Origin of the sequence: Roseofilum acuticapitatum BLCC-M154, assembly GCF_030068475.1 — a bacterium.
In the GTDB taxonomy this organism is placed as follows: Bacteria; Cyanobacteriota; Cyanobacteriia; order Cyanobacteriales; family Desertifilaceae; genus Roseofilum; species Roseofilum acuticapitatum.
Genome location: NZ_JAQOSP010000066.1, coordinates 51,920 through 67,496, shown reverse-complemented (window position 1 = coordinate 67,496; position 15,577 = coordinate 51,920). Strand labels below are relative to the sequence as shown.

Here is a 15,577-nt window from a genome sequence, read left to right as displayed (position 1 = left end):
CGGGCATCTTGCCCGCTAGTTTAACTGCTTTTCATGGCCGCTTGCGGAAACCAGACTTGATATGACTCAAAAATTAAGGTTAGTCAACAGTAAATTGATGTCTCATTCGCCCTACTCTTGGCTCTCTAATTCCCTAGAAACCCTTCATCGAGCCAACTGGTATCGCTCTCCCCAAACCTTGGAGGGTTTACCGGGAGCGATCGCCTCCCTCAGTGGTCAACCTGTACTGAATTTTGCCAGCAATAACTATCTGGGTTTGGCGGGCGATCGCCGGTTAATTGAAGCGGCTAAGGAGGCTCTGGAGCAGTATGGCACGGGAAGCACCGGATCTCGACTCACCAGTGGGCATCGGAGTTTACATCGCGAGTTAGAACGCTCGATTGCCCAGCTCAAACAAACCGAAGATGCCCTCGTGTTCAGTTCCGGATATTTGGCTAACCTGGGGGCGATCGCCGCCCTCATGGGGCCACGGGACTTGATTTTGAGTGATGAATATAACCACTCTAGCCTAAAAAATGGCGCTATCCTCAGTAAAGCCACGGTCATCACTTATGGACATAATAATGTCCAAGAATTGACGGAAAAATTACGAGAATACCGCAGTCAGTATCGGCGATCGCTCATCATCAGTGATAGCATCTTCAGCATGGATGGAGATCTCTGTCGCCTACCCCAACTACTAGAAGTTGCCCAAACCTATGACAGTATGCTGCTCATCGATGAAGCCCATGCTACCGGAGTCTTCGGTAGCACCGGAGCCGGTTTAGTGCAGCATTTTCAACTGCATAAACCCGAATTGATCCAAGTGGGAACCCTGAGCAAAGCGATCGGCAGTTTAGGCGGTTATGTCGCCGGATCTGCTCTCCTCATCGACTATCTCCGCAACCGTGCCCCCAGTTGGATTTATACCACAGGTCTCAGTCCAGCCGACACCGCAGCCGCCCAAACAGCGATCGCCATTATCCAAACCGAACCCCAACACCGAGAACAGCTTTGGCAAAATATCAACGATTTCCAAGCTCTCCTCACCCGTCACTGTCCCCAGATCGTCCCCATTGCCTCAGAATCTCCCATTATCAGCTTACCTCTAGAGACTCCTCAACAAGCCTTAGACTTATCCGCCTATCTCAAAACCCAAGGCATTTTTGCCCCTGCCATCCGTCCCCCCACCGTACCCACCAGCCGTATTAGAATCTCCCTCATGGCAACTCATCAACGGGAACATCTAGAATCCTTAGTCGATGGGATTAAACATTATCTAGATAGGATGAGCGGTCAATGAGTTACAATATCTACTTACAGATGGCTCACGAATTAAAAGAAAGATTAGCTTATAACAGGGGACGCACGAATGTCTAAAGTCATAGCCACTTTACCAGACGGAAAAATTTGTGACTTTATTGACCAGAAAATCCGTCAAGACACACCAGAAGAATATGTCCGTCAAAATATCGAGCGCCGCCTTGTCTTGGAGTTAGAATATCGACCAGAAGATATCGCTGTAGAGTTCCCGATTAAAATTGGTAGCAAACGTTTTCGCGCTGACTTAGTAATCTTCAAGGAAGGTCAAGAGCATACGATAGACAATGCTTGGATTATCATTGAGTGCAAGAAAGATTCTGTAGAGCCTTCTAATCGTCGTGATGGCGTTGAGCAGTTAAAATCCTATATGTCTGCTTGTTCTAATGCCGAGTGGGGGATGTGGACAAATGGAAAATATAAGTTTGTTTTCCGACGATTATATATTGATGGTCAATTTGTTTGGGAAGAACCTAATGATATTCCTTCTCGGAACGGGGATGTAGAGGAAGTCAATCGTCCTAAACGAGAAACTTTAAAACACGCAACAGATGATAATCTTCTCTTTTCCTTCAAGATTTGCCACAACCATATTTACGTCACAGATGGATTACAAAAACAACCTGCCTTCTTTGAACTCCTAAAAGTCATCTTCTGCAAAATCCACGACGAACGCAATTTTCCGAATCCCCTTAATTTCTATGCTACAGCTACAGAAAAAGCGAGTAATGACGGTCGCTTAACGGTTGTCAATAGAATTGGGAAAATCTTTGAAGCGGTCAAAAAACGCTATCCAGCAATTTTTGATGCTAATGACCGGATTAAACTGCAACCTCGTTCTCTGGCTTATATCGTTGGCGAGTTACAGCGTTACAGTTTCCTCGAAACTGATATTGATGTCAAAGGGAAAGCCTATGAAGAGTTAGTGGGCGCAAATTTAAGAGGCGATCGCGGTGAATTTTTCACCCCCCGTAATGTTCAAACAATGGCAGTGCGAATGCTAGACTTGAAGATTGATGAGAAAGTTCTTGACCCAGCTTGCGGGACAGGAGGTTTCTTAGTGATTGCGATGAACCAAATCATTGACCAGTTAAAAGCATCAATGGGGAATAATATCACAAGTTCTATGATGCAAGCTGCTTTGACTGAGCGTATCCAGCAATTAGCCAGTCAATGTTTCTTTGGGACAGACATCAATCCCGATCTCGTCAAAGCAACAAAAATGAACATGGTGATGAATAACGACGGATCGGGGAATATCTTGCGCCAAGATAGTCTGTTGCACCCTCATCAATGGGAAGATAACTTTCGGAAAGCCTTTGCTAATGCGCTTGGGGTTGATCCATCCACATTAAGAAGTGCAGATGACTTGGGTTTGTTTGACGCGATCGCTACTAACCCCCCTTTCGGTTCTAAGCTACCCATTAAAGACCAAGAAACTTTGAGACAATACAAACTCGGTCATGTGTGGGAAGAAACCGAAAATGGCTGGGAGATGACCGAGCAACTGCAAACCTCTCAACCCCCCGAAATCCTCTTTATCGAGCGATGCTGGCAATTTCTCAAGCCAGGGGGACGCATGGCGATTGTCTTACCCGATGCGATTCTAGGCGCACCCGGATTGCTTTATGCTCGCTGGTGGATGCTAACCCACTGTCGAATTGTGGCATCTATCGACCTTCATCCCGATACCTTCCAACCTCGCAACGGGACACAAACCTCGGTGCTGATTCTGCAAAAGAAAACAGAAGAGGAAATGAACCGTGAAGCCATCGATCGTCAGCTACGAGACTACGAAATCTTCATGGCTCAGGTCAATGCTATCGGACATGATAAGCGGGGTAATAAGACCTTTAGACGCAACGAGGACGGAGAAGAAATCCTCGTTCCGACTAAACCAGAGGAAATCCCTATGTTAGAACATACAGCCACAGGAGAAGCAACGGTTAGACCATTACCCCGTCAGAAAGTCCTTGATGATGACACCCCCTTGGTGGCGAATGAATTTATTGATTGGAAGAAGCAGGCGGTATTGGGATGGTAAAACACGCAAGAGTCAATCCACATAATCCAGTCCCAGCAACCCCTACCACTGAACCCGATAAATTATCAACCACCGTCAGCTTAAAAGAAGTCTTTGATGCTGGTGTTCGCTTGGAGGGGTCTTGTTTCAATATTGAGGCACGGAATGCTGTTGCTCAGTTACGAGCAAGTGATTTTCCATTGATTTCCCTTTATGGGGAAAATGCACTATGCCAAGAAGCTCACAATGCTTTCCGGTTTAAACGAATTTATGTCAGTCCTGAACGGGGTGTTCCTTTTTTGTCTAGTTCAGACATCATTAGTTTACGCCCTAAAATCGAAAACTTTTTGAGTCGTAAGCAGACTTCTCGTTTAGATAAGCTTCTAGTTAAAATGTGGGATGTACTCATTTCCTGTTCTGGAACTATTGGTAACGTTGCCTTAGCTACAGAAACTTTTACTGGAAAAGCCTTATCACAACACGCAATTCGTCTTCGGGCGAATGATGCCGATACCGCAGGTTATATTACCGCCTTCCTTCGTAGTCGCTATGGTCGTCCCCAACTGACTCAAGCCACCTATGGTTCAGTTGTTGTTCACATCGAACCCCAACACCTGACTCGCATCGTTATTCCTGACTTACATCCCTTGCGTCGTATTGCTATTGGGCGACTGATGTGTGAAGCGGGACAATGCAGAGACGAAGCAAACCGCCTGTTAGATGAAGCCGATAAGCTACTCCACGAACGCTTAAACCTGCCCTATTTGGACACCTTGACCCCAAAAAGCAAAGGATATGTCACCTCAACCGTAAAAGCCTCAGAACTAGCTGGAAGACTAGAAGGTAGCTTTCACGATCCAACCGCATTGCAAGCACAACAACAGTTAAAAGAATTACCTGTAGAAGTTACAACAGTTGGCGATGAGCGAGTCACTAGGGAAGTTAGAGCCATTACCAAGTTCCGTAAACGGACTTATGTTGACAAAGGTGGAATCCCGCTTCTGAGCAGCAAACAGCTTTTTCAAGTCGATCCGGTTGATGTCAAGGGACTCGCAAAAGGCGCACACACCAAAGACTTGCCAGAAATCCAGCTAGAAGAAAATATGATTTGCGTAACTCGCTCTGGTACTATCGGGCGAGTGCAAATTGTTCCAGCGTACATGGCAAAATGGACAGCCAGTGAACACGCAACTCGATTCTTGGCAGCATCAGACATGAATCCTGGCTACCTGTACGCTTGGTTAGTCTCAGACTACGGTAATCGTCTAATTACGAGAAATTCTTACGGTTCAGTGATTCTTGAAGTCGATCGAGAAATGTTTGAGTCTATTCCCATTCCCTTACCTGCTGCGTCCATCATCAACGAGATTGGGGATTTAGTCTTAAAAGCCAATCAACTACGGGACGAGGCTTGGCAAAAAGAAAGAGATGCGATCGGTCAGATAGAAACTTTGATAACCTAGAAGTATCCCTCTTCTTTCACTTTCGCCAGAAGATAATCTGAAATCCCCACTGAGCAAGGCTTTCGGAAAAACACAAAATTTCTGAGTTTCTGTTAGCTGGCGATCTCTCAACATCATATCCTGAGTAAGTTTTAGGATTGGTCTTCGATTTTACTTTTCCCAGAGTGATAGAAGAGGGATATTTTGAAGAAAGGACTAAGTACCGTAGGGCATACGGGAACTCTTGGGCTAGATCCAATAAACGCTTGGGGAGAGAATACCTCTACTTTCTCAGAAGTAATTCTGTCTAAGCAAGTAATCTCCGTGAACCAAGAATCTCCGTACCTTTAGGTCGAGGAGTGTCAATGTAGGGAGCATGGCAAGAACATTCCCCATTGCCTATTCCCCATTGCCTATTCCCCATCACTAACCTCAGACTGAGAATAAAGCCAATCTTGGATTTCATGAGCAACCCAAGCTGCTTCGTTAGGGCTTAACCCAGCCGCGATCGCATAAGTATATTCGCCAGTATAATTTTGGCAATGAAGTTTCACTATCGTGGAAGAGTTTTCATGGTGAATAAAAGCTCCCATTAACTGCTCCGATAAACCAGAGTGGGTGATATAGCTCCAGCCCCATAACTTCCTTTCAATTTTAAATTGCTCTCTCTCAAAGATCACTTCGGTTTCACTCGCAGCAAAGAACAACACGAGGGCAACGATCGCTAAAAATACAATCAGCCAAATTAAGGGATTACGAAGAAGGGTGAAAGCACCCATAAATATGCCCCGTGTAATTATCAAGCTAATTAAGACAAGGGCAACTGTTCTGACGCTATTGCGCTGAAATCGAGAGGGAATCTCTAACTTTAACGTTTTGGGCGATCGCCAAATATAAATTAGCGTATTCTCCGGTTTTGGAACCTGACGAAACTTAGGGCTATCCGTCCTTTCTACCCCTACCGGTTGGTTATAGAGTTGATCGAAAGCTTCCTGAGCATTGCTAAAGCGCTTTTCTAGGGCAGGATCGGTCATTTTCTCGATCCAGGTGATTAAATAGGGATTAAACGGTGAGCGATCGCGAAACTGAATCCGATTTTCTCGATGGGGCAAATCCACCGGAGCAACCCCAGTCGCCACATGAATCAAAGTTGCTCCTAATGCATACAAATCCGAAGCCGCAACCGCTCGTCCCCAAAACTGCTCCAAAGGGGCATAACCACTCGTTCCCACCACCGTAAACGTCACCCCAGTCACCGCAGCTTGGGATTGCACCGCCCCAAAATCCACTAAGTAGACCTGTCCATCCTCACCCAAAATAATATTACTCGGTTTAATATCCCGATGCAGCACAGGAGGACTCAAGCCATGTAAATAGATCAAAATTTTTAAGACAGAAGCCGCAATTTCCTTAACATACTCCTCCGAAAAACGCCCCCCATTTTCTAACCGCTCCTGCAAAGACGCACCAGGAATATATTGCTGCACTAAGCCAAACCAAGGAATCCCTCCCCCCATCTCTCGATCCAGGGAAAAATAATCCCGGTATTGGGGAATACAAGGATGATCCAGGGCTTGCAGTACCTGAGCTTCCCGTTCAAATAACTTTAGCTCATCCCATTCCATCTGAGGATTAAAGGCCAACAATTTCAGCGTTACCGGTTCATGGCTGCTTAAATCCGTAGCCAGCCAAGTTTGACGACCCGCAGCAGTCCGTCCTAATTTCCGGTGTAACTGATATTCTAGGAGCTGAGAAGAGGTCGATTGAACGGATAAAGTTTGTTCCGGTTGTAACATGGGAGTAGGCAAGTAGGGGAATAGGGGCGAGAGAAAATCCTTTCCTGGAACTCTTCGTGAGTTGGATTTAATTAGCTTAACTTGCTGATTTACAACTTGACAAAATTTACCGGAAACAAGTGACGCGGTAAAATCATCTGATGGCATAGCCCTAGAGTTGTAAATGATAAGACTAGGACAGTTCCCTAATTCTTTTCTCCTGAGAGGATGAAATCATGAAGAAACCCTCTATATTCCTCACACTTACCATAGCAGGGGCGATCGCCTCAATGATTCCCCTGAGCAGTAATGCTCAAACCACCCAAAAAACCATCAGTCCTGGCTTTCAACCCATGGAAGTTACGGGCACATCGGGGGGGCCCACCGCCAGCAGTTGCGGCAATTTAGCCACTTCTCCCAATCTAGCCCTGACCGTCACGGCGGATACTTCTATTCATTTCCGTCTGCAAAGCTCCGGCAAACCCACCCTAAAAATAGACGGCCCCCAAGATTTTGACCTCTGTGTTCCGGCCCATGATGGCTCAACGGTAGAAATTCCCGGTCAATGGCCTCCGGGTGATTATCAGATTTTTGTTGGCGATCTCGATGGCGGATCTCATGGCTATACCCTCAAAATTTCTGACCAATGACCCTAGGATTTGAAGGGGTGATTGGCCAACCCCAAGCGATTAGATTACTCACTCAAGCGATTCGTAAAAATCGGATTGCACCCGCTTATTTATTTGTCGGGCCTGAAGGGATTGGTAAGTGTCTGACGGCAAGTTTGTTTGTCCAGCGTCTCGCCAGTACAGAAGACTCTCCAGAACAAAGGGCACGCATTAAGAAACGGATGGAACAGGGGAATCATCCCGATTTGTTGTGGGTAGAACCGACCTATCAACACCAGGGGCAATTGCTGTCGGTGAGCCAGGCTAAGGCTCAAGGGGTACAACGGAAAGCGCTACCCCGAATTCGGATTGAACAAGTGCGAGAAATTAGTCAATTTCTCAGTCGTCCCCCTTTGGAGTCTCCCCGGTCGTTGGTGGTCATTGATCGGGCCGATTTGATGGCAGAAGGGGCAGCCAATGGCTTATTAAAGACCTTGGAAGAACCGGGTCAAGCGACGATTATTGCGATCGCCTCTTCTGAGGCCGCCTTATTACCCACCATTGTTTCTCGCTGTACGCGCATTCCCTTTTATCGTTTGCATCCAGAAGCCCTAGAGCAGGTGTTGAGATCCCTGGGTTATGGGGAAATTGTCGATCGCCCCACGGTGATGGCATTAGCTCAGGGGAGTCCGGGGGAGGCGATCGCCGCTTTTGAGCAGTTACAAGCTTGTCCACCAGAAATATTACAATCTCTACAGCATCTTCCTCGAACGCCTCGCCCCTTATTAGAGTTAGCCAAAACCATTCCTCAAACTTTAGATACCCCCACCCAACTGTGGCTCATTGGCTACCTACAACAGTTTTATTGGCAAAATCACTCATCTTCCCAATGGCTGCAACCCCTAGAAAAAGCGCGTCAGGCTCTGCTGAGTTATGTCCAACCTCGATTGGTTTGGGAGGTTACCTTATTAGCGATAGCTCGTAATCAGTGATGAGTAGAGAAATTCTCGGAAAATGGATTAAAATCACCCAATAAGAGGATGTTTTTTCGCGATCCCTTATGGGAAACTCAATCCTGGTGTTCAGAATTCGGGGTTTAGATGCGCGGTTTACCGGGGTTGAAAGTTTGGGCAAAATGGGTTCAATATCGAGGATCTTTTGTTCTCTGTTGGTTGCAAATTTTGGCAAGCCTAGGCTTAATTGGCGGATTATTTGCCTCTACCCCAGAAGGCGATCGCGCCCGGAAGCGATCCTTACCCAGATCTACAGTATCCGCCAAATTAGTCACCCTTTCTACAGAAAACCTGTTTGCTACTCCTGACTCCGTGGGAGCGATCGCCATTGGTGTGGCGGAAGGAACCCGCACCCCTAGCGGAGGACATACCGATCTCTACTATGGCCATACCGATCCCGGAAACTCCAAACACAATCTGGGAACCTTTGCCTATCAACACGGTGCATATACCCCAGAAGAAGCAGATCGGCGACAATTGCGACGGCTAAAGCCCTGGATTAGCCAACTTGAAGCAGAAGCCGAAACCCTAGGCGTTGATCTAGGAACATTTGAGTTAGTCGCTGGAGTAGATTTAATTAACCAATCTCCCTTGGCTGGCAAAGACTATATTCAACACCTCAAAGACTGTCAGACCCAACAACCCGAACCAGAAGACGCTGTACTCTGTGCCCGTATGCGCTCCTTTGTCAACCCCACCACCGGAGAACTAGAAGCCCATGGACTCGGTTCCTATCGCAGTACCGTCAGAAAAGATCAAAAACGGCGCTTAGATGCCATCCAAAGCGTGCTAAAAGGATAGCAAAGTGAACCAATACCCCGTAATATCGGTGAAATTTCCTTGAGATCGATCGCAGCCACAGATGATTCTGTGGCTCATTATTTACAATATAGAAAATACCCAGCCAACAATAGATCGGCAGGGCATACTAGGGTCAGGGTTCATCCGGTTTAGGCCTGGATTACTGGAGAAATATAAATTTACAGCGTATGGCGTTCCATTCACACACTCTTTGTGACTACTTGGATTGGACTAAGAATATGGGTGATTTAGATTTTCCTCAGTTGCGTTGGTTTTCCCTGAATGTTGAAATTACCATCGGTCAAGGGGTTAACAGACAATGAGCCAACTCAAACTGCGGATACAAGTTGAGGGCAATACGGAAGGAACCGTATTAGTTGAAGATAATCCCTTTGTTTTAGGGCGATCGCCCGATTGTAATCTCTGCCTCCCTTTTTTTGGTGTTTCCCGTCACCATGGTCAGATTGTTGCCCGTGGACAAGGATGGCTCATTGAAGATCTTGGCAGTCTCAATGGCACATTACTCAATGGATTACCGGCTAAATCTGCCCAATGGATTCATCATGGAGATGTTGTCCAAATTGGGGTAGTGTCTTTAGTCGTTCTGATTCTACAACCCTCTGGAGAAGAAGTTTCTAGGGGGCCAGAATTGAGTACCGATGGTACAACCATTCTCCGCAATGTTAAAGATCTACAACGCTTATGGCTCCAACCCCAGAATGACCAAGATACGGCCAGCAGCAATCGTAAGGCGATCGCCCGCCTCAAAGATCTGGTAGATATTAGTAAAGGCCTCAACTCTGCCGGTTCCCTCGAAGCCATCTTTCTCCAAGTCCAAGAATCCGTATTCCGAGACCTCAAACGCATTGACCGTTTAGCCCTCCTAATTGACTTAGAAGCCACGGGAAGACTCAAATTAGTTCGTCTAGCAACCCGTCATCAAAGCGACGAAACCCTTACCGCCGATAGCAGTTGGATCTCCCACAGTATCTGTCAAAAAGTCTTTGTGGAAAGAGTCGCCATACAAACAGCAGATGCACAAGCCGATGAGAGATTTGAAGGGGAAATGAGCATCCTCAGTAAAGGCATTCGTTCCGCCATGGCTGTTCCCCTGTGGGAAGAAGAACAAGTTTTTGGCGTTCTCTATGCCGATGCCCATGTCTCTTCCCAGTACACCACCCTAGAAGCCGAAGAAGACCTGAGTTTTTTCTCGGCTCTAGCCAACTTAGTCGCCTCTTCTGTCCAGCGATGGCTTCTAGAGCAAAAACTTAGAGATCAAGAAAATATTCGCCAGCGCCTAGAACGCTATCATACTCCCTCCGTTGTCCAACAAATGATGGCAGCCGGAGCGCTTACCAATGGCCGCTTACCCCTGGCCGAATATGAAATTAGTATTTTATTTGCTGATATTGTTGGATTTACTGCCCTCTCTGAGCGACTTTCTCCCTCAGAAATAGCGGATCTTTTAAATAATTTCTTTGAAGAAATGCTTCAGGAAGTTTTTGTAGCCAAAGGAACTTTAGATAAGTTTATTGGCGATTGCATTATGGCTTTTTTTGGCGCTCCAGAAGCCCAACCCGATCATGCAGACCGAGCAGTGGCAGCCGCTAGAGGAATGCTAACTCGCTTGGAACACCTGAATAAAACGAATCGCTTAAATGAACCCTTACAACTGAGAATTGCCATTAATAGCGGTAAAGCAGTGGTGGGGGATATTGGTAGTTCTCAACGGGTTGATTATACCGTATTGGGATCGACGATTAATTTGGCTTCTCGGATGGAAGGAATTTGTCCCCCTGGAGAATGTGTGGTCAGTGAAGCAACTTATAAATTATTGCGTGTTCGTCGCGGTTTTATGCCCATGGGAAGTTACCGCTTTCGAGGGATAGAACGACCGATTAAAGTCTATCAAACTATGCGAACTACTTCTGAAGGAGCAGACCCTCATACGACTGAGATACAGGAATAATCTTTAAGGATTAAGGATTATAGTCGATTTGAATACAAATGAGACCTTTTGTAGGGGCGGGTTTTACTCAAATAAACAACACCCACCAGTAACTTCTGTATTCATGTCGCGCAGCGAAACCCGCCCAACCCGTTGTCGATACCATCCTATCCGGTGGGTTTATTGGTGGGGTGGGGCGGGTTTACAAGATTGATTTGTTCGTGTCCGAGATTTGGGTATAACCCGCCCCTACAGGGTTTTCGGTTTTGTAAATCCGCCCTGCTAGGAGTCTTGCCCCGCATGGTAGGAACTGCGAACTAAGGGCCCGGAACGGACATGATTAAAGCCCATGTTGCGGGCAATTTCCCCTAATTTCTCAAATTCGTCAGGATGCCAATAGCGCTGTACGGGGAGATGATCGAGGGAAGGGCGCATATACTGACCGAGGGTGAGGCGATCGCATTTAACCCCCCGTAAATCCGCCAAAGTCTCCACAATTTCCGCCTCAGTCTCCCCATGGCCCAACATTAACCCCGATTTGGTGGGAATGTCCGGATTCACCTCTTTCACCCAGCGCAGCACATCCAAAGAGCGCTCATATTTCGCCCCTCGGCGCACCGGACGCTGCAACCGTCTCACCGTCTCAATATTATGGTTATAACAAGCCGGATTCGCTTCAGCCACCTGAACCACCAAATCCCGTTGGCCGCGAAAATCTGGGGTTAACACCTCAATTTCCGTCCCCGGATTCACTTCCCGCACCCGCTCCATCGTCTTCACAAACCATCCGGCCCCCTGATCGGGGAGATCATCACGAGCAACGGAGGTTAAAACCACATACTTTAAGCCCAATAACTGTACCGATTCGGCAATTTTATCCGGCTCCTCTGGATCGAGGGGCATAGGAGCATGGCCCTTATCCACCTGACAAAAGGCACAGGCACGGGTACAGGTGGGGCCCATGAGTAAAAATGTAGCGGTTTTTTGGCTATAACACTCAGCCCGGTTAGGACATCGCCCTTCCTCACAAATGGTGTGAATCTGCCGTTGCTTAATGATTTTTTGGACGGTAGATAATTCACTCGCTTTACCAATCGAGCGACGCAACCAAGGGGGAAGCGTCGCTAACGGCGATCGCGCTTTCTTCTCGGTAGAACCTGGAACAGACTCGGAAGTAACCGATACGTGAGATAGATCAGACTTCATACTTAACCATAAGTAGGGTTATCAAATGACTCCAGTGATTGGGGTCAGAATTCTATTATCATTGATAGATAGAGTACAAGAGAGCGCGATCGCCCTGACGATCTTCAATCATCTCTATGAGCGTTAACTCAACTCTATTTCTCTTCTGGATTGACCTAGACATCTGAACACCACCGTTCGATCCACTACTCAACTCAGGATTACTATTCAATCGTCACCCTCTCAAGGAGTTCATTGTGGGACATAAAATTCTAGTTATTGATGATAGTCGTGTCATCAGAGCGCGAGTTAAAGATATGTTACCCAAGGGTAACTTTGAAGTCGTCGAAGCCAAAGACGGTGAAGAAGGAATCAATTTGATCCGCCAAGAACAGCCTAATTTGATTATGCTCGATTTCCTCTTACCGAAAGTCAGTGGATTCGAGGTTTTCCAACATATTCAGAATGATGGCCACTTGCGTAAAATCCCTCTCGTTTTGATGTCGGGACGCAAGGAAGAGGTTACAGAAAAAATTAAAGAACCCTTTGAATTTTGGGAATTTATCCCCAAACCCTTTGAACAAAAAGATTTGATTGCTGCCATTAAGTCGGCTATGACTAAAGCCAAAAAGACACGGCCGCCATTAGAGGGAGAAACAACCACCGGTCATGGGGCCCAGTCCTCTTCAGAAGCTGCACCTTCAGCCGGAGCATCTGGCGCAGAAATTGCCGCTTTGAAGGAACAAATCACCAAAATGCAGGCAGAAATTAATGCTCTCAAGAAACAAGTGGCTCAAATTGAACCTTTGAAGCAACAGGTGGTGAAGATTTTCAACTTTGTCAAACAAAAAGTGAAATAAAGTTAGGGCTTTAATCGAGTTCCCTACGACCTTCTAAGGCACGAGCTAGGGTGACTTCATCGGCGTATTCTAAGTCTCCTCCCATGGGTAATCCAAAGGCGATACGGGTCACCCGTGTAAAGGGTTTTAGGAGTTGACCGATATAGAGGGTTGTGGTTTCTCCTTCTACACTGGGACTGACAGCTAAAATCACCTCTCGAATGTTTTCTTGGCTCACTCGTTGCACCAAGGATTGAATGGTGAGTTGCTCCGGGCCGATGCCATCCATGGGTGAAATGACACCACCAAGGACATGGTAGAGGCCTCGGTATTCTCTGGTTTTTTCTAGGGCGATCACATCCCGTGAGTCTACCACCACGCATAAAATTTGGCGATCGCGATTGAGATTGCGACAAATGCTACATAAAGGATCGGCAGAAAGATGATAACACTTTTGACATACGCCCACCTGTTGTTTGGCATCTAATAGAGCCTGAGCCAGGGCCTTGATTTCTGCTTCGGGCCGTTTGAGAACATGAAGGGCAAGGCGTTGTGCCGTTTTTGGCCCAACACCAGGTAACCGTTGAAATTGCTCGATCAGACGAGCTAAAGGACTAGGGTAAACCGTTTTCTTGCTCCTGGTTAGTAGAGATCCTTAATCAGGGTAGCATTGACCGATGAGCTTAAGCGAGGATTAAGAATATTCACTCCGGGTTGCTTTTGAGGAAGAATGGGATACCCTAACAGAATGGTGTTTTTGCTCAGGAGAACCATTGGATATGACTGTCCATGATTTACTCACTCTAATTCTATTCCTCAGTCCCGGAATTTTGTTATCTGCCCTGGTGATGTTTACCTTTGCGGCGGGAGGATAGATTTATTATTAATGATGTAATCATTATTAACTGGGGGTTGATGGGTTTTACATCGCTCCCGCGTTTTTTTGAAATAAGACCACAAGGGTTTTGAGAATCAGCTTAATGTCATGGAGTAAACTCCAGTTTTCTTGATAGCGTAAATCCATCTGAATCACGGTTTCAAAGTCTCGAATGGATGATCGCCCATTCACCTGCCATTCTCCGGTCATACCCGGCTTCACATCGAGCCGTTGCCATTTGGGGATTTCATAGCGCTCAATTTCATCGGGGGTGGGGGGACGAGTGCCCACCAAACTCATTTCTCCTTTCAAGACATTCCAAAATTGGGGCAGTTCATCTAGGCTGGTGCGGCGTAAAAATTTACCCACACGGGTGACCCTCGGATCATTCTTATTCTTAAAAAAAGCACCTTCAGCTTCATTTTTAACCTGATGCTTCAGAGCTTCAGCATTGGCTACCATAGAGCGAAACTTCCAAATTTTAAACCGTTTCCCCATCCAGCCGCAGCGAATTTGACCAAAGAAAATGGGGCCAGGATCGTCAATTTGGATGGCGATCGCAATGGGAATCAAGAGAACTGAGGTAATTCCCAAGCCGACTAAGCTGCCAATGATATCCAGCAACCGCTTCAGAGGCGATCGCACCGAAGGATGAATCTTTGGCGAGACCTCATGGCTATCCGTCGTTGGGGCCAATAGGGCATCTGTGCCCCTATCAATCGTAAATGCATCGGTAAGTCCAGTTAACTCAAATGCCATCTTCACTTGAGGATTAAGGCTCCAAATAATCAGCTCGATCTGTTGAGCGCGAGCCATTTTCAGACACCCCACTAAAGCACCAATGCCACTACTATCAATAAATGTCGTTTGCCCTAAATCTAAAATTACCTGAGTCAGACCTGATTGGGAATCGCAGAGCTGTTTAAAATACTCCTTAAATGCTACAGCTTGGTTAACCGTAAAATTTTTCGATAATTGAACCAAACAACAGGCCCCAAAGGAAGTCATGGCAAACTCAGGGGAATTAACTGGATTGTTCATAAACACCTCAAGGGGAGTCTATCAAAGTTATATTCTGCCCAAACCCAACATCCGATCGCTCAGAGGATGGACTCAACGGCCCTTTTTGAGCGAGCGTTTCACCGTCTCATTGGCGATTGTCATGAGGGTAGAGTGAGAAATTCGTCGGGGAGAATGAATAAATCGCACCAGGTCTCCAGGAGACCAGGCAATGGGAACGCCTGCCAAAGCTAGATGACGGGCTAACTCAATTTGGCGATCGTCAATATGCTCTTTATAGCATTGCCCACGAGGAACCAAAATATAAGGATTGGTCGTTTGAGCCAACCCCTTAAGCAAATGAGGGTCACAGTGGCCAACAATCAGACGAGCCTGATGAGCCAACTGGATTAACTTCTTCTCTGGAATATCGGCAAAACAGTCTTCTCCCTCCGGCCAAATCGTACAACTGCCATATTGTACAATCAGCTCTTCCTGGATCAATCCTCGTTGAACGAGAACCTCCAACCAACTCATTAAACGATTAAAGGGATAGGGTTGAGTACCAACGGTGGTTAGAATCATGCTCTTCAATGGCGATCGCTAGATATTATCAAAGATACATTGATTCCCCTGCTCTCCTCAAAATACCCTGCTTTGACTCTGAGGACAATCGTAAACCCATTCAGACCAGGGTATGAATTCTGAAAATAGCCCGGATTTCAGCACTGATTTAACTTCTGGGTTAATCCGGATAGAATAAGATCA

The 15,577-nt window shown here is 46.5% G+C and carries 13 protein-coding genes and 2 pseudogenes; 9 read left to right on the top strand and 6 right to left on the bottom strand.

Translation table 11 applies throughout. From position 1 onward, the window contains the following. Positions 1-97 precede the first annotated feature (97 nt). The 4 genes and pseudogenes from bioF to PMG71_RS23875 all read left to right on the top strand — a co-directional run. The gene (bioF, locus tag PMG71_RS09895) at positions 98-1,282 is read left to right on the top strand and encodes an 8-amino-7-oxononanoate synthase (RefSeq protein WP_347179241.1); all 1,185 of its coding nucleotides are present in this window, start codon (positions 98-100) and stop codon (positions 1,280-1,282) included. A gap of 69 nt (positions 1,283-1,351) precedes the next feature. Further along, the gene (locus PMG71_RS09890; protein ID WP_283753506.1) at positions 1,352-3,343 is read left to right on the top strand and encodes a type I restriction-modification system subunit M; all 1,992 of its coding nucleotides are present in this window, start codon (positions 1,352-1,354) and stop codon (positions 3,341-3,343) included. After that, positions 3,337-4,785 carry a restriction endonuclease subunit S gene (locus PMG71_RS09885; RefSeq protein ID WP_283753505.1) on the top strand — a complete coding sequence of 483 codons (1,449 nt, stop codon included), beginning with the start codon at positions 3,337-3,339 and terminating at the stop codon, positions 4,783-4,785. The genes PMG71_RS09890 and PMG71_RS09885 overlap by 7 nt, the downstream gene beginning before the upstream one ends. Positions 4,786-4,962: 177 nt before the next feature. Further along, positions 4,963-5,115, top strand: a pseudogene (locus PMG71_RS23875) (RNA-guided endonuclease TnpB family protein); the annotation flags it as partial. A gap of 62 nt (positions 5,116-5,177) precedes the next feature. Here the strand turns inward: PMG71_RS23875 and PMG71_RS09880 are convergent. After that, on the bottom strand, positions 5,178-6,560 hold the full coding sequence (locus tag PMG71_RS09880; RefSeq protein ID WP_283753504.1) for a serine/threonine protein kinase: 1,383 nt from the start codon (positions 6,558-6,560) through the stop codon (positions 5,178-5,180). A gap of 215 nt (positions 6,561-6,775) precedes the next feature. Between PMG71_RS09880 and PMG71_RS09875 the strand changes: the two genes are divergently transcribed. The 4 genes from PMG71_RS09875 (at position 6,776) to PMG71_RS09860 (ending at position 10,930) form a co-directional block, all read left to right on the top strand. Next, positions 6,776-7,189 carry a hypothetical protein gene (locus tag PMG71_RS09875; protein WP_283753503.1) on the top strand — a complete coding sequence of 138 codons (414 nt, stop codon included), beginning with the start codon at positions 6,776-6,778 and terminating at the stop codon, positions 7,187-7,189. Next, positions 7,186-8,139 (top strand): DNA polymerase III subunit delta', encoded by a 954-nt coding sequence (locus tag PMG71_RS09870; RefSeq protein ID WP_283753502.1) that lies wholly within the window; start codon positions 7,186-7,188, stop codon positions 8,137-8,139. Before PMG71_RS09875 ends, PMG71_RS09870 begins: the two co-directional genes overlap by 4 nt. Positions 8,140-8,247: 108 nt before the next feature. Next, the gene (locus PMG71_RS09865; RefSeq protein ID WP_283753501.1) at positions 8,248-8,961 is read left to right on the top strand and encodes a hypothetical protein; all 714 of its coding nucleotides are present in this window, start codon (positions 8,248-8,250) and stop codon (positions 8,959-8,961) included. Between the two features lie 319 nt (positions 8,962-9,280). Next, entirely contained in the window at positions 9,281-10,930 is a 1,650-nt protein-coding gene (locus PMG71_RS09860; protein WP_283753500.1) for an adenylate/guanylate cyclase domain-containing protein, read from the top strand. 261 nt (positions 10,931-11,191) lie between these two features. Here the strand turns inward: PMG71_RS09860 and lipA are convergent, their stop codons facing one another. Beyond that, complete coding sequence (gene lipA / locus PMG71_RS09855; RefSeq protein WP_283753499.1) at positions 11,192-12,115, bottom strand: lipoyl synthase; 924 nt, start codon at positions 12,113-12,115, stop codon at positions 11,192-11,194. A 233-nt stretch (positions 12,116-12,348) separates the two neighbouring features. On the opposite strand from lipA, the gene PMG71_RS09850 reads away from it, so the two are divergent. Next, entirely contained in the window at positions 12,349-12,954 is a 606-nt protein-coding gene (locus PMG71_RS09850) for a response regulator (RefSeq protein WP_347179240.1), read from the top strand. A gap of 10 nt (positions 12,955-12,964) precedes the next feature. Here the strand turns inward: PMG71_RS09850 and recR are convergent. From recR to PMG71_RS09830, 4 genes and pseudogenes are all read right to left on the bottom strand, one after another. Next, positions 12,965-13,558: pseudogene (gene recR / locus PMG71_RS09845) on the bottom strand (recombination mediator RecR); the annotation flags it as partial. A 17-nt stretch (positions 13,559-13,575) separates the two neighbouring features. After that, the gene (locus tag PMG71_RS09840) at positions 13,576-13,707 is read right to left on the bottom strand and encodes a hypothetical protein (RefSeq protein ID WP_283753497.1); all 132 of its coding nucleotides are present in this window, start codon (positions 13,705-13,707) and stop codon (positions 13,576-13,578) included. A 148-nt stretch (positions 13,708-13,855) separates the two neighbouring features. Continuing rightward, on the bottom strand, positions 13,856-14,851 hold the full coding sequence (locus PMG71_RS09835) for an anti-sigma factor antagonist (protein WP_283753496.1): 996 nt from the start codon (positions 14,849-14,851) through the stop codon (positions 13,856-13,858). A 72-nt stretch (positions 14,852-14,923) separates the two neighbouring features. Then, positions 14,924-15,394 carry a hypothetical protein gene (locus tag PMG71_RS09830; protein WP_283753495.1) on the bottom strand — a complete coding sequence of 157 codons (471 nt, stop codon included), beginning with the start codon at positions 15,392-15,394 and terminating at the stop codon, positions 14,924-14,926. Between the last annotated feature and the right edge of the window lie 183 nt (positions 15,395-15,577).

Excerpts from the sequence above, each read along its gene's own strand:
- bioF (WP_347179241.1), top strand. The coding sequence starts at position 98 with ATGTCTCATTCGCCCTACTCTTGGCTCTCTAATTCCCTAGAAACCCTT.
- PMG71_RS09890 (WP_283753506.1), top strand. The coding sequence starts at position 1,352 with ATGTCTAAAGTCATAGCCACTTTACCAGACGGAAAAATTTGTGACTTT.
- PMG71_RS09885 (WP_283753505.1), top strand. The coding sequence starts at position 3,337 with ATGGTAAAACACGCAAGAGTCAATCCACATAATCCAGTCCCAGCAACC.
- PMG71_RS09880 (WP_283753504.1), bottom strand. The coding sequence starts at position 6,560 with ATGTTACAACCGGAACAAACTTTATCCGTTCAATCGACCTCTTCTCAG.
- PMG71_RS09875 (WP_283753503.1), top strand. The coding sequence starts at position 6,776 with ATGAAGAAACCCTCTATATTCCTCACACTTACCATAGCAGGGGCGATC.
- PMG71_RS09870 (WP_283753502.1), top strand. The coding sequence starts at position 7,186 with ATGACCCTAGGATTTGAAGGGGTGATTGGCCAACCCCAAGCGATTAGA.
- PMG71_RS09865 (WP_283753501.1), top strand. The coding sequence starts at position 8,248 with ATGCGCGGTTTACCGGGGTTGAAAGTTTGGGCAAAATGGGTTCAATAT.
- PMG71_RS09860 (WP_283753500.1), top strand. The coding sequence starts at position 9,281 with ATGAGCCAACTCAAACTGCGGATACAAGTTGAGGGCAATACGGAAGGA.
- lipA (WP_283753499.1), bottom strand. The coding sequence starts at position 12,115 with ATGAAGTCTGATCTATCTCACGTATCGGTTACTTCCGAGTCTGTTCCA.
- PMG71_RS09840 (WP_283753497.1), bottom strand. The coding sequence starts at position 13,707 with ATGGTTCTCCTGAGCAAAAACACCATTCTGTTAGGGTATCCCATTCTT.
- PMG71_RS09835 (WP_283753496.1), bottom strand. The coding sequence starts at position 14,851 with ATGAACAATCCAGTTAATTCCCCTGAGTTTGCCATGACTTCCTTTGGG.
- PMG71_RS09830 (WP_283753495.1), bottom strand. The coding sequence starts at position 15,394 with ATGATTCTAACCACCGTTGGTACTCAACCCTATCCCTTTAATCGTTTA.